The sequence below is a fragment of the Methylobacterium sp. Leaf125 genome (genome assembly GCF_001423085.1).
Classification (GTDB): domain Bacteria; phylum Pseudomonadota; class Alphaproteobacteria; order Rhizobiales; family Beijerinckiaceae; genus Methylobacterium.
The window spans coordinates 187,034-200,570 of sequence record NZ_LMNU01000023.1 but is presented as its reverse complement, the minus strand read 5'-3'; the positions used below and the strand labels follow the sequence as shown (position 1 = coordinate 200,570).

Below are 13,537 nucleotides of genomic sequence, written 5' to 3'. Positions count from 1 at the left end.
CTCGCCGCGTCGCGAACCAACTACCCCCTTACGGGGACGCGCGTTCCCCGCGTTGCGCCACCGTAGCGCGATCGGCATGCGTTTGCGCGCCCCGCCACGGGACTTTTCTGTCGCTGTCCAACAGGGTGTCGCGGGAGGCGGGCCGACCGCTGGGCGAGGCCGCGAGGGCCTGCCCGGCCCGCCGCCCGATCTCCGCGGCCCCCTCGCGCAGGGCGGCGTCGCGCACGGGCGCGGGCAGGGCGTCCCAGGCCTCCGCCGCCGCATCCGCCACCGCCGGCGGTGTGGGCGCGGGCTCGCCCTGGTGCTGAAGCGCCAGCCAGGACAGGACGCCGATGACCAGACCGGCACGGATGAGAAAGGACATGGGTTTGTGGCCCGGACGCGCCCCGGCCGGGGCGCGAGCACCGTCGGGCGCGAGCGGTAAAGAGGGCCTGACGCACCGCCGGCAAAGCGCCGGAATGGTGAACACAAGCTTATCCCGGTGTCATTCTAGGCTTTTTCGTGTCGTGCCCCGAAAAGGTCTATCGGACAGACCGGTGACAGTTACGTCCCGGAAAGCATGCGGAGACAATCGGACTGTCTAGCGCAAGACTCGCTTAAGTCGGCTCTGCGAAGTTGGCCTCAGTCGAGTTCTCGTCGAGCCAAGGGGCGTCGGGGTGGCCGTCGGGCCGTGTCCGCGCTGTGCGTGTCGGTATTGCGTATCTACGGTGCCCTGGCTTCCCTCATCGATGTCCGCCTCGCGGGGCTCGTCCATGAGTCGGTGAAAGAGGATGGCGGCGTGCGCTTCCGGCACGAGCGCTTCCTGGTCTCGCGCCTCGCCACCGGCCTGATGATGATGCTGGGCCTGCCGCCCTACCTGGTGCTGCGCGGGGTGCCCACCGGCGTCGAGGCCCTGGCCATCGCCAGCCTGATGCTGCCCGTCTTCGCCGCCGTGCTCCTGTCCCGCACCGGCATCCTCTGGCTCGCCCACGCCATCTCCTCGGCCGGCCTCACCGGCGTGGTGGTCTGCCTCGCTATGATGACGGGCGGCGCCGAGTCCGCCGCCGCGATCTGGCTGGTGGCGATCCCCCTGGAGGCCGTGGTCTCGGGCTCCCGGCGCGCCACCCTGGCGGCCGCCATCGTCGCGGCCCTCGGGGCCCTCGCGGTCGCCCTGCTGCCGCCGCTGGCCGAGGGTACTCCGCTGCCCGAGTGGTCGCGCGCCCTGGCGATGCCGGTCTTCGCCATCACGGCGATCGGGCACATCGCGGCCCAGGCCCTCGAGCATTTCCGCCACGAGGGCCGCTGGCTCGCCCGCCTGCGCGACAACGAGCGCCGCGACCGCATGCTGCTCTCGGCCATCGACGACCTGGTGACCTGGCACGACCCGAACGGCCGCGTCCTCGAGGCCAGCGCCTCGGCCACCCGCTTCCTCGGCGCCGATCCGGCCTCCCTGCAGGGCCACGGCCTGCTGGAGCGCGTCCATGTGGGCGACCGCCCCCTGCTGCTGCAGGCCCTGAGCGACGTCGCCGCGCATGGCCGCCCGGCCCGGGTCCAGTTCCGCCTGCACCTCGACGTCGCCTCGGCCCGCGGCGAGACCGCGCCGCGGGTGATCTTCGCCGAGATGCGCATTCATCGGATCGACGGTCAGGCGGCGGAGACGGTCACGGCCGGCCGCCTGCAATCCAGCGTCGTCGCGGTCACCCGCGACGTGACCGAGCACCGCCGCCACGCCGAGGAGCTGGAACAGGCCCGCGCAGAGGCCGAGCGCGCGGACGAGGTGAAGAGCCGCTTCCTCGCCAATGTCAGCCACGAGCTGCGCACGCCGCTCAACGCCATCATCGGCTTCTCCGAGGTGCTCTCGGGGGAGGGCGGGATGGTGACCGATCCCGAGCGCACGCGGGAATATGCCGGCATCATCCGAAATTCCGGCCAGCACCTCCTCGAAGTCGTCAACACGCTCCTCGACATGTCGCGGATCCAGAGCGGCCATTTCGACTACACCCCGGAGCCGTTCGACCTCTCGGCCCTGATCCAGACCTGCTGCAACCTGATGCAGCTGAAGTTCGACCAGGCCGGCGTCACCCTGGTGCGCGATGCCAGCGTCACGCCGGTGGAGATCACCGCCGACATGCGCGCCTGCCGCCAGATGGTCATCAACCTCCTGTCGAACGCGGTGAAGTTCACCCCGCGCGGCGGGCGGGTCGAGGTCGGCCTGCGCGGCTCGGGCCGGCACCTCGACCTCATCGTCGCCGATACCGGCATCGGCATCAGCGAGGCCGACCTGCCCCGCATCGGCAGCCCGTTCTACCAGTGCGCCGGCGGCTACGAGCGCACCCACGAGGGCACCGGCCTCGGCCTCTCCGTGGTGCAGGGCCTCGTCGGCCTGCATGGCGGCGCCATCACCATCGAGAGCACCCGGGGCGAGGGCACCACGATCATCGTCACCCTCCCGCGCGCCTGCCGGGTCGGCACCGGCGCCATCCCGTCGGCCCCGATCCGCACCCGCCTGCGCCTGCCGGTCTCGGGCGGCAGCCTCGTCGCCGCCGTAAACGACGGACCCGTGCCGATGCGCCGGCCCATGGGCCTGTTCGAATCGAGCCCCGAGCCGGTGCGCGAGAGCTACGTTCCCCTGCGGCGCGCCGGATGAGTGCGCCGCGATCCTGCCGGCACCGGATGGTCCGGACCCCGCATTGCGCGGGGCCCGGACGCCGGTGCGAACAGTCCTGAGGAGATCGAATGCGCGAGCCGCCAGCACGCCGCGACCAGCGAGAGATCATCGTTCCGTCCCGCGGCCGCGAGGCCCGGCCCGTCGCCCGGCGTCGGCCGGCCCCCGGCGGCGTGGCGGGGTTCGGGAGTCTGGCGGGGTTCGGGGCCCTGGCGGGAGGCGCGGGCCGCGCCATCCTGCGCCATCCCGGCGAGGTCCTCGGAGTCGCCGTCGTTCTCGGCGCGGTGTCGATGATCTGCCTGAACGCGCTCGGCTACCAGATGGGCCGCCATCCCGCGCCGATCTTCCCCAAGCTGCCCGCCAAGCCGGCGCTCGCCCGGGCCGCCGAGGCCCCGAAGCCGGCTGCCGCCGCGGTCGCGAAGCTGGAGGCCGCCAAGCCTGAGGCGTCCGGAAAGCCCGAGGCGTCCGGAAAGCCCGAGGCATCGAAGCCGGACCCGGCCCGGGTCGAGGCGGCACGCGCGCCGCGGGACGGCATCGGCGAAATCATCCGGTCCGGCGAGCCGGCCGGTGCGGAGACCACCGCCTCGGTGACGACCCTCGGGGGCCTCTCCGTCGCCCAGGCGCAGCGCGCCCTGGTCAAGCTCGGCTACGGGCCGCTGAAGGCCGACGGCCTGATGGGCGCGAGCACCCGGGCGGCGATCGAGAAGTTCGAGCGGGACCGCAAGCTGCCGGTCAAGGGCGAGCCCTCGACGCGGACCTTCCGTGAACTCGCCACCCGCGCGGGCGCCTCACGGGGCTGATCCGGCGGGGCGGCGTGCTATAGACCGGCGCATGGCACGCCTGCGCTCGGATTTCTGGGTCTCCGCCCATCTTCGCCGCCTCGGGATCGAGGGCATCGCCGCGGTCCAGCGCCGCCGCGGCGCCCCCGAGGCGGGAGCGATCTTCGTGAAGGTCGATCGCCTCGACGGCAGCGCCGATCTCTACGGCCCGGCCCCGCAATCCCTCGTGGACACCGAATCCGACGGCGACCGCCGTTTCGTGGCCCTGCTCAGCGAGGCCACGCCCGCCGACGTGGAGGTGCGCCTCGGCAAGGAGCTGCGCTTCGACGACGACCTCTGGATCGTCGAGATCGACGACCGCGCCGGGCGCCACCGCCTCGACCTCGCCGAGTAGGCGGATTCGCGCGGGCGTTTCGCGCGCGGCCGGTTCGAGGGTGAATCAGTTCGCCTGGCGCTGCCGGCTCGGCAGGGGCGTGCGCAGGGGCGGGCGCTCGCTGGCCGAAGCCTGCGCCCGGGGGCGCTGCGCGTCCGGGGCATGGTAGGGCTGGTGCGCCGCGCCGGCCGCCCGCTCGGGCGGGGTCCAGTCGAGGATCGCCGCCAGCAGGTCGCGGGCAGCGACGCGCGGCAGGGTGCGGAACAGCTTCACCAGGTTGAACACCCGGTCGACCGATTGGGCCACGGTCTCGTTCAGGGTGAGGTAGATGTAGACCGCCTCCTCCTCGTGCAGGCCGGCAGCGCGCAGGGCGACCGTCAGCAGCTCGTAGCGCAGCGACGGATCGGGGGTGGTGGCGAGGAAGCCCTTGGGCAGGGCGAGCAGCTCGGTGAGGGCGGCCACGAACCCGGCCACGTCGCCCCGGGCGGAGAAGCCGGTGAGCACGGCACCGGCCTCGCGCGGCGCCGGCGGGGCCGGCCGCAGGGCCGCCGTCGCCATCATCGCGTGACCGATCGCCTCGCGGCGGGCCTCGTCCGCCAGCAGGAACAGCGGCGCCACGTCGGCATGGGCGAGGTCGTGACGGGCGAGGAGCGCCCGGGCAAGGTCCGGAATCTTGCGGGCCCGGGCGACGATGCGGGCCAGCATCTCGCCCTGGAGGGCTACGGCCGGATTGGCGGCCAGCGCCCGGTCGATGGCCGGATCCTCGCGACCGATCAGGTCCAGGACGGTGGCGCGGCTGAGGTCGTGCCGGGTGGCGATGGCAGGGCCGAGTTCGGCATCCTCGGCCAGGGCGGCCTGGATCATGGCCTGCGTCAGGATCGGCGCGTGGGCGATGACGGCGTCCCGGGCGCCGCCGCCGCGTTCCACCAGGGCGGCCAGGAGGGCGGGCGGCGTGTCGGGGAAGGGCGCGAGCTTGCGGGCGACGATCTCGGCGGTCTCGGCATCGACGATCGGGATCAATCCCCCGGCCAGGGAGGCGAAGGCCGCGAGCGTCTTCCGGTCCCGGACCACCGCCGAGAGAAAGAGATCCGTCTGCACCCGAAGGATGACGGGTTTCAGATCGAGGTTGTCGAGACGCGACAATTCGATCAGGCCGGAGAGGTCCGGCGCATCGTCGAAAGATGGGGACATGGCACTTCGGTTACGCAGAACTCGCTGATCGGGAGGATTAGCGGAATTGCGTGAACCGACCTTTAAGGACGGTCGCTCGGAACCGTCCCTGCATGCGCCATGCTGGCCCGGAGCCCGGTGACGTAACCGGGCCCGGGGCGACGTTCGCCGATCAGCCGGCGCGGCGGGGCTGGGTGCCCTCGCCGGCCTTCGGCGGCGGAAACACCACGGGGGTCGGCGACTTGGCCACGAGGGGCCCCGCGGCCGCGGCCGGGGACGCATTGCCCGCAGCGGACGGCGCGGCGGCGGCCGCCATTCCGGCGGCCACCGGTGCCGTCTCCTTGGTGGTGGACGGGAACAGCACCGTCGTGGGCTTCGGCTCGGCCGCGCCATCCGCCTTCGACGGCGCCGACGGCATCGGCATCGCGGTGGTGGCCGGCGCAGGGGCGGCCGTCGGACCGGCGAGAGCGCCCTCCGGGGCCGTCTCGTCCGTGTCGTCCGGCGCCTCGGGACCGGCGATGAGCTCGGTCGGGGTCTTCCAGACGAAGGCGTCGAGGCGGCCACTCACCGGCGAGACGGGCGCCCAGGTCTCGGACGCGATGCCGTCGGCGATCCAGAGCGGATCGCGCGGGGCATGCGCGGCGCGGGAGAGCCACTCGCGGGCCCGGCCCGAACCGGAGCCGTGCTCGGCCTCCTCGATGCGGGCCATGGTCAGGCAGGCGCGGACCGTGGGCCGGTCGGCCAGGAGCGGCGCCAGGGCGTCGCGGGCCTGGCCGAACTCTCGGGCCTCGTAGGCCGCCTGCGCCATGGCGAGGCGTGCTTCCGGGTGCCAGGACGAGATCTTCGCCAGGGTCTCGGCGCGGGCCATGCGGTCGCGGACGGAATCGCCGGTGCGCAGGTTCAGGTAGGTCTTGGCGAGGTCCGGGTGCGGCCCGGCGCGCCATGCGGCCTCGATGATCTTGGCGCCCTTCCGCAGGTCGCCCCGGCGCACCATCAGGCGCGCGGCCAGCACCGCGGCCGGGACGAGGTCGGGGGCGAGCTTGACCGCCTTGAGGACACGCTCGGTGGCGGCCTCCGGCTCGCCGGCCTCGCGCTCCTGCGCGGCGGCGGTGAGCAGGACGGCGCGCTGGCGCCGGGCGGTCGCCTTTTCGATCAGGCCGAGGGAGGCACGCCGCTCGACGGTCTCGTTGGCGCCGCTCCAGTCGCCATCGGCGCATTGCGCCTCGAGCACGGCCTCGTTGGCCCAGGTGACGCTGGGTGCGAGGCGGGCGGCCTCGGCGGCGTAGGCACGGGCGGAGGCGTCGTCCTCGCGGCGGCGGGCCTCGACGAACAGGCCGCGCAGGCCGAGCACGCGGGTCTCCGGGTCGTTGACCATGCGCTGGAAGGCCTGCTCCGCGGCCTCGCGATCACCGGAGATCTGGGCGGCCTGGGCCTTGAGGAGCAGGGTCAGGGGCTCGGCGCCGAGCAGCCGCTCGGCATCGTTGGCGTGGCGGCGGGCGGCGAGGGGATCGCCCGACCCCACCGCGACCATGCCGCGGGACAGGGCCGAGAAGCCCTTGGCCCGGCGCCGGTCGCGCGAGCCGCGCACCAGCGTCTCCGGCAGGGTGATGAAGCCCCGCACGATGGCCCAGATGAAGCCGATCAGGATGGCGGCGATCAGGACGCCGATCAGCCCGATGGCCAGGCTGGTAGCCACCTCGTAGCCGTTCCACACGATGGTGACGGTGCCGGGATGGTCGGCGACCCAGGTCGCGCCATAGGCGGCAACCGCGAGAAGGGCCAGGAAGGCGAGGGCGCGCCACATGAGATCAGAAACTCCTGGGAGTGGCGTCGGCCGGTCCGGCGACACCGAGAGTCGGGGGCGGGAGCGTTCGGCGCTCCCGCGCGAAATCCGGGTGGCCGCGCAGTCCGCCGGAGGGCAGGGCGCGCGGCCGCACGCTCAACGGGAGGCGCCGGTGGCAGGCAGGCCCTTGAAGGCGTCGGCGAGCAGGCCCTGGGCGGCGTCGCCGGCGGCGGCACGCGAGGCCAGCTTGGTGCCGAAATCGCCGGCTTCGGCCCGTGCCGCCTCGGGCAGCGCCGCGAAGGCTTCGGCTGCCTCCTTGATCGCGCCGCGGTCGAGGGCGTCCTGCACCTTCGGGGTGGTGTCGGGGGCCTGCGCGGTGCCGTTGCCGCCGGCGGCCGGGCTGTCGACGCGCCGGACCTGGACGATCGACTCGGCCATGCTCATCAGCTTGGTGCCGATGTCACCGGTCTCGGCCACGGCCTTGCTCTGGGCGGCCCGGCGCTTCGCCGCGATCTTCTCGGCGATGGGACGGAACTCGGCCGCGAGCGAACGGGCCGTCGGCGCGCCCTTGTCGGCGAAGGCCGCCACCGCCGTGAGGCGGGCCGGGTCGCCCGGCTCCAGCCCACGCAGGGCCGAGAGCGCGTCCGCATAGGGGGCTCCGGTGTTCAGGGCGGTCACGATCCGATCGGCCGACACGACGCGCAGGGCGGCCTGTAGGGTCGCGGTCTCGGCCCGCTCGGAGACGGCCTTGTCGAGGCCGGCGATCTTGTCGGCCTGGGCCTGGAGCTGGCGCTCCACCGCCTTGGCCGTCTCGGCCGCCTGGGTCTTGTTCGCGTCGGCGACCTTCTCGCTCGCCTGGGTCGCGGCCTGGACCGCCTCGGTGGCGGCCTGGACGCGGGCGTCCAGCGACTGCTGGAGGGCTGCCACCTTCTGGCTCAGCGCCTGGGCCGCCTCGGCATTGGCCTTGGTCTTGGCCTCGACGTCGCCCTGGAGGGCGGCGAGCTTCGGAGCGAGGTCGGGCTGCGCGGCGGGCTTGGGCGCGGACTCGACCTTGCCCTCGACGGTCTTCAGGCGCTGCTGCAACTCGGCGAGCTGCGGTCCTGCGGATGGGGTGACCGCCATCCGCGCGTCGGAGCCCTGGTCGCGGCCCGGCTCTTCCTGCAGCGCCGAGACGCGCTGGTCCAGGGCATCCAGGCGGGCGACGAGATCGGCCGGCACGGCGGCCGGGGCTGCCGCCGCGGTCGGCGCTCCCTCGACCGGAGCGGGCGCGCCGCCCTGGGCCGCGTTCGCCTTCTCGAGGGCCTGGCGTGCCGCCGACACCGCCTCCGGAACCGCCTTGAGCGCCGCCTCGTTCGCCGCGACCCGCTTGTCCAGGCCCGCCACCGCATCCTTCGGGGCGAGGGCGGCGATCCGCTGGTCGAGGGCGGTGATGCGCGCATCCTCGCCCGGCGCCATCAGGCCGCTGCGCGCGACGCCGAACAGGAGGCCGGCCCCCACCACGCCGCCGAGCAGGCCGGCGGTGACAAGGGAGCCGAAGCCGGCCCCGGTGGACGCGGCCGGTGCGGTCGCGGCGGCCGGGGTGATGCGCGGTGTCGTCGGACCACCGGCCTTCGGAGGCTCCGCGGAGGCCTTCGAATCTGAGAGCTTGCTGTCCGCGGACTTGCTGTCCGCGGTCTTGCTGTCTGTGGTCTTGCCGTCCGCCGGCTTGCCCGGCATCCCTGCGGCAGCACCGGCAGCACCGGCAGCACCGGCAGCACCGGCAGCACCGGCAGCACCGGCAGCACCGGCCGGCTTCGCCGGCGGTACTGGATCCGGCATGCGCTTGGCCTTCAGGTCGATGATCGGACCGTCGGTCACCGACTGGCCCGGACGCGCGCCGGGCTGCGTTCCGGCGAACCCGCCGGGTCGGGGCGGCTCGGTTTTTCCGGTCTCGGCCTTGAACGGATCGGTCTTCGAAGCGTCGGGCTTCGCGGGATCGCTTTTCGAAGCGTCGGGCTTCGAGGGATCGAGCTTGAGGCCGTCCGGCTTCGGCGCGTCGGCCTTGATCGCATCGGTCTTCGCGGAGCCGACGGCCAGCGGATCGGGCCGGGTCAGGTCCGGCTTGGAGGCATCGGGTTTCACGGCGTCGGACTTGGCGGCGTCCGCCTTCGCGGCGTCGGGGGTGAGGATCGCGGCCTTGGCGGCTTCCGTCTTCACGGCATCCGTCTTCGTCCCTTCCGTGACCGGCTCACCCTTCGGGGGTGTCCCCGGAGTGCTGCCGGGCTGACCCGGCTTGGTCGAGGTCTCGACCTTCGGCGGAACGGAGCCGCCCGGCGTGCCGGGCTTGCCGGGCTCGGCCGGCCGGTTGCCGGTGGGAGAGCCCGGACGGTTGGCGTCGCTGTTGGGTGGTTTCACGGTTCAAGGCTCCCTTCCCGTCTCCCGCCGCCCGGCCCGTTCGGCGCATCCGGCGCCCGGTGGGTCGAGGCTGGCGGCGCAGCTTCTTGCGCTCGTCCTAGCACCAGGGCCGCCGCCGGAGCGAGGCCCTTATCGAAATCCTGTTGGCCCGGGGGCCGGCAATCCCGCGAGGAGCGCGTCCTCTCCGGGGCGGTCGGGCACGAAATGGACCGCGACCCCGGCGGTGACCAGGGGCACGGCGACATCGGCCGACAAGCAGTAATGCGTCAGGTCTCCGAAGGCTCCGCCGAGCCCGGCCGCGTTGGCGAGATCGTGTGCCGCCTGCGCACTGCGCCGGGAATAGTGCAGCGCCCCGTCCAGGCGCCCGGCCGCGAGGGCATCCGCCGCCGCATCGGGCAGCCTCGCCACCACCTGCGCGACATAGAGTTCCCGCACCGTGAGGCGGTATCCGGCCGCGACCAGGGAAGCGGCGGGTTCGGCCTTGCGCTCGGCCCCCGCCGCGTGGACGAGGTGCGCCCCCTCGGGCAGGGACTCCCGGACCAGCCGGGCGACGGCATGGGCGTCGCCCTCCGCCGCGCGGACGTCCGCGAAGCCCAGAGCACGGGCCACGGCGGCGGTCCGCGCGCCCACTGCGAAGGTGGGGATCGTGCGCAGGCGCGCGCGATCCTCCGGTGCTAGCGCGGAGGCCGCGTTGGCGCTCGTGAGGATGAGGCCGGCGAAGGCCTCCGCGGGCAGGTCGATCCCCGTCGGTTCGACGGCCAGGACCGGGGCGACGAGGGGCCGGTGTCCCAGGGCGGCGAGGCGCGCGCCCGTTCGCGCCGCCCCCGGTTCCGGCCGCGCCACCCAGATCCGCATTCCGCCTCGCGCTCCCAGAACCCCGCCCCATCCATGCCGGTCTCGCCGCCCCTGGCAACCCGTCGTTGCCGCCGGGGGAGGCGGACGATAGGGTGCCGCGCAATCCACGGGATACCCCGCACGCCTCCGACGAGGCCCTTTTCGAGATGATCCGCCGTCCATGAACGTCCTCGGCATCGAAACCACCTGCGACGAGACCGCCGCCTCCGTGGTCGCCCCCGGCGAGAACGGGCGCGGGCGCATCCTCTCCAACGAGGTGCTGAGCCAGATCGCCGAGCACGCGGCCTATGGCGGCGTCGTCCCCGAGATCGCGGCCCGCGCCCATGTGGAGGTGCTCGACCGGCTGATCGACCGTGCGCTGGGCAGCGCCGGCCTGCGATTGGCCCAGGTCGACGGCATCGCGGTGGCGGCCGGCCCCGGCCTGATCGGCGGGGTCCTCATCGGCCTCGTCACGGCCAAGACCCTGGCGCTGGTGGCGCGCAAGCCGCTGATCGCCGTGAACCACCTGGAGGCGCACGCGCTGACGGCGCGGCTCACCGACGGCATCGGCTTTCCCTACCTGCTGCTGCTCGCCTCCGGCGGCCACACCCAGCTCGTGGCGGTGAAGGGCGTGGGCGATTACGTCCGGCTCGGCACCACCATCGACGACGCCATCGGCGAGGCCTTCGACAAGGTCGCCAAGCTCCTCGGCCTCGGCTACCCGGGCGGCCCCGAGGTCGAGCGCCTGGCCGAGACCGGCGATCCGGAGCGCTTCGCCCTGCCGCGGCCGATGCTCGGCCGGCGCGAGGCGAATTTCTCCCTGTCCGGCCTGAAGACCGCCCTGCGGATCGAGGCCGAGAAGCTGGCGCCGCTCTCCTCGGTCGACGTCGCCGACCTCTGCGCCAGTTTCCAGGCGGCGGTGGTCGACGTGGTGGTCGATCGCCTGCGGGTGGCGATGCGCGACTTCGCGAGTGTCGCCGGCCATCCCACCGCCCTGGTGGCGGCCGGCGGGGTCGCGGCCAACGGCGCGATCCGCCGGGCGCTGACCACCCAGGCCGGCGAGGCGGGCCTCGCCTTCGTGGCCCCGCCGCTGTCCCTGTGCGGCGACAACGGCGCGATGATCGCCTGGGCCGGGATCGAGCGCCTGCGCCTCGGCCTCGTCGACGACCTCACCGCGCCGGCCCGGGCCCGCTGGCCCTTCGCGGAGCCGAAGGCGGTTGCCTGAGGCCGCGCGGCTGCGCTGGCGCGACCTCGTCGAGCGGCGCCTGCCCGAGGCGGCCCGCCCGGACTGGCCGGTGCACCGCGACCATTGCTTCGCGCGCATCCTCCTCGACAACACCTGCGGCGGGCCCTGGCGCGAGAGCGTGCCGGCGCCCGCCTGGGCGAACCTGTCCCTCGACCAGCTCGACGCCGCCACCGACCTCGGCGAGGCGGTCCTGGTCGGACGGGCCGACCTGTTCGCGCTGAACCGGCGCTCGCTGGCCCTGCGCGGCAAGCTGCGGCAGGCCGAGGCGGTGCCGCCGCCGGAGGGCCTTCGTGACGGGGATCTCCTGTTGCGGCCCTGGCAGGCGGGCGACGAGGCCCGTTTCGCCGCCCTCAACGCCGACCCGGAGGTCATGCGCCACTTCCCCGCCACCAAGGACGTGGCCGCGAGCCGGACCGAAGCGCGGACCTGCGCCCGGCGCTTCGTGGCGGACGGCTTCGGCCCCTGGGCCGTCGCGCTCGAGGGACACGGGTTCGTCGGGATGATCGGCGGCGCGCGTCTGCTGCGCCCCATGCCGTTCCCGGGCGGCGAGCGTCCGGGCGAGACGGTCGAGATCGGCTGGCGCCTGGCACGCGCGGCCTGGGGCCGCGGGATCGCCACGCGGGGCGCCCGCCTCGCCTTGGCCGACCTGTTCAGCCGCTGCGGCCTCACCGCGGTCGTCGCCTTCACGGCCGAGGTGAACGCGCCGTCGCGCCGGGTGATGGAGCGCCTCGGCATGCGCCCGGAGGGCGGCTTCGCGCATCCGGCCCTGCCGCCGGGACATCCGCTGCGTCCGCATCTCCTGTATCGTCTGCGGGCGGACCACTTCACATCGCGAGGGACCAGCGCATGAGGCGGATCGGAGTCGTCGGCGGCGGTGCCTGGGGCACGGCCCTCGCCAACGCGGCCGCCGCGGCCGGGCACGACGTGACCCTGTGGCTGCGCGACCCGGAGGCCGCGGCGCGCCTGCAGGAGGCCCGCGAGAACGCGCGCTACCTGCCCGGCGTGCCCCTGCACCGCCGCATCGCCGTCACCGCCGGCTCCGCCGACCTCGCCGAGGCCGGGACGGTGCTGATGGTGACGCCGGCCCAGACCCTGCGCGGGGTGCTGGCCGAGCTGGCACCCGCCTTCGCCCGGGACGCCGCCATCGTGCTCTGCGCCAAGGGGATCGAGCGCGGCACCGACGCCTTCATGAGCGAGGTCGCGGCCGGGCAGCTGGGCGCCGCCGCCCCCGTGGCGGTCCTGTCCGGCCCGAGCTTCGCCGCGGACGTCGCCCGCAACCTGCCCACCGCCGTGACGCTCGCGGCGGCGGATGCCGGCCTGGCCGCGCGCCTGGCCGGCACCCTCTCGGGCCCGACGCTCCGGGTCTACCACACCGACGACGTGCGCGGCGTCGAGATCGGCGGGGCGGGCAAGAACGTCCTGGCCATCGCGTCGGGCATCGTCGCCGGGCGCGGCCTCGGTGAGAGCGCCCGGGCCGCCCTGATCGCCCGGGCCTTCGCCGAATTGATGCGTTTCGCCCGCGCCTATGGCGGCCGGCCGGAGACCCTGATGGGCCTGTCGGGCCTGGGCGACCTGGTGCTCACCGCCTCCTCGCCGCAATCGCGCAACTTCGCCTTCGGCGAGCGCCTCGGCGCCGGGGCCTCGCCCGAGGCGGCCGCCGGCGGCAAGCTCGCGGAGGGTGCCTTCACGGCCGCCGCCCTGGTCGACCTCGCCCGCGCGCGCGGCATCGAGATGCCGGTGGCCGAGGCGGTCGCCGCCATCGTGTCGGGCGGCGCCAGCGTCGACGGCGTCATCGCCGCCCTGCTGGCGCGGCCCCTGCGGGGAGAAGCCGAGTGAGCCAGCACCCCGTCCGCGCCTTCCTGGCCGGCACCGGCGACGATGGGGCCGGGCGCCGCCTGACCGACATCCTCGCCTTCGACGACGCCCATATCGAGGGCGTGCACGACTTCGTCCAATGGTGCTTCCCCCTGCACGAGGCGAGCCTCGCCGTGCCGGGCGCGCCGGTGCTGAGCCGCGCCGAGGCCGAGGCGATCCGCAACGATCCGGCGGCCCTCTCGGGCGTGCGGGCCGCCCTCGGGCGGATGACCCGCTTCTATGCCGAGACCGACGGCTGGCTGCGCGCGCACGACCACAACCACCTGCGCATCACCCGCATCCTCTCGGCCCTGTCCGATCTCCTCGGGCCCGAGGCGGCGGCCGAGTTCCACGCCTTCGTCACCGCCCGAAACGCGGGGGCCGGCGCCCCGATCAACGCCGCAAGCCTGGACTACTGGGAGTCCGCGCTGCGCCGGGCCTGACGGCCACGCTTGATTAT

The 13,537-nt window shown here is 74.3% G+C and carries 12 protein-coding genes; 7 read left to right on the top strand and 5 right to left on the bottom strand.

Translation table 11 applies throughout. The features are described 5' to 3' along the window. Positions 1–28: 28 nt before the first annotated feature. Positions 29–364 (bottom strand): hypothetical protein, encoded by a 336-nt coding sequence (locus ASF58_RS17245; RefSeq protein ID WP_055955147.1) that lies wholly within the window; start codon positions 362–364, stop codon positions 29–31. A gap of 321 nt (positions 365–685) precedes the next feature. On the opposite strand from ASF58_RS17245, the gene ASF58_RS17240 reads away from it, so the two are divergent. From ASF58_RS17240 to ASF58_RS17230, 3 genes are all read left to right on the top strand, one after another. Continuing rightward, positions 686–2,626 carry a PAS domain-containing sensor histidine kinase gene (locus tag ASF58_RS17240; protein WP_055955474.1) on the top strand — a complete coding sequence of 647 codons (1,941 nt, stop codon included), beginning with the start codon at positions 686–688 and terminating at the stop codon, positions 2,624–2,626. Positions 2,627–2,715: 89 nt separating this feature from the next. Further along, positions 2,716–3,444 carry a peptidoglycan-binding domain-containing protein gene (locus tag ASF58_RS17235; protein WP_055955144.1) on the top strand — a complete coding sequence of 243 codons (729 nt, stop codon included), beginning with the start codon at positions 2,716–2,718 and terminating at the stop codon, positions 3,442–3,444. Between the two features lie 31 nt (positions 3,445–3,475). Next, positions 3,476–3,817, top strand: coding sequence for a DUF1491 family protein (locus ASF58_RS17230; RefSeq protein ID WP_055955141.1), 342 nt, complete (start codon positions 3,476–3,478; stop codon positions 3,815–3,817). Between the two features lie 45 nt (positions 3,818–3,862). Here ASF58_RS17230 and ASF58_RS17225 read toward each other — a convergent pair whose 3' ends face one another. From ASF58_RS17225 to ASF58_RS17210, 4 genes are all read right to left on the bottom strand, one after another. Then, positions 3,863–4,987 carry a DUF2336 domain-containing protein gene (locus ASF58_RS17225; protein ID WP_055955138.1) on the bottom strand — a complete coding sequence of 375 codons (1,125 nt, stop codon included), beginning with the start codon at positions 4,985–4,987 and terminating at the stop codon, positions 3,863–3,865. Between the two features lie 151 nt (positions 4,988–5,138). Then, positions 5,139–6,770, bottom strand: a complete 1,632-nt coding sequence (locus tag ASF58_RS17220; protein ID WP_055955135.1) for a heme biosynthesis HemY N-terminal domain-containing protein — start codon at positions 6,768–6,770, stop codon at positions 5,139–5,141. 135 nt (positions 6,771–6,905) lie between these two features. Further along, the gene (locus ASF58_RS17215; RefSeq protein ID WP_055955133.1) at positions 6,906–9,143 is read right to left on the bottom strand and encodes a hypothetical protein; all 2,238 of its coding nucleotides are present in this window, start codon (positions 9,141–9,143) and stop codon (positions 6,906–6,908) included. A gap of 129 nt (positions 9,144–9,272) precedes the next feature. Further along, positions 9,273–9,998: a uroporphyrinogen-III synthase gene (locus ASF58_RS17210; RefSeq protein WP_055955129.1), complete on the bottom strand. Its 726-nt coding sequence runs from the start codon at positions 9,996–9,998 to the stop codon at positions 9,273–9,275. A 160-nt stretch (positions 9,999–10,158) separates the two neighbouring features. Between ASF58_RS17210 and tsaD the strand changes: the two genes are divergently transcribed. From tsaD to ASF58_RS17190, 4 genes are read left to right on the top strand one after another with little or no spacing between them, the layout of a single operon-like run. Then, on the top strand, positions 10,159–11,202 hold the full coding sequence (gene tsaD / locus ASF58_RS17205; RefSeq protein WP_055955126.1) for a tRNA (adenosine(37)-N6)-threonylcarbamoyltransferase complex transferase subunit TsaD: 1,044 nt from the start codon (positions 10,159–10,161) through the stop codon (positions 11,200–11,202). After that, the gene (locus ASF58_RS17200) at positions 11,195–12,073 is read left to right on the top strand and encodes a GNAT family N-acetyltransferase (protein WP_055955124.1); all 879 of its coding nucleotides are present in this window, start codon (positions 11,195–11,197) and stop codon (positions 12,071–12,073) included. Before tsaD ends, ASF58_RS17200 begins: the two co-directional genes overlap by 8 nt. Beyond that, a complete protein-coding gene (locus tag ASF58_RS17195) occupies positions 12,070–13,059 on the top strand; it encodes an NAD(P)H-dependent glycerol-3-phosphate dehydrogenase (RefSeq protein WP_055955119.1) in 990 nt (329 codons plus the stop codon). Before ASF58_RS17200 ends, ASF58_RS17195 begins: the two co-directional genes overlap by 4 nt. After that, positions 13,056–13,520 (top strand): opioid growth factor receptor-related protein, encoded by a 465-nt coding sequence (locus ASF58_RS17190; RefSeq protein ID WP_055955117.1) that lies wholly within the window; start codon positions 13,056–13,058, stop codon positions 13,518–13,520. Before ASF58_RS17195 ends, ASF58_RS17190 begins: the two co-directional genes overlap by 4 nt. The last annotated feature ends 17 nt before the right edge of the window (positions 13,521–13,537 follow it).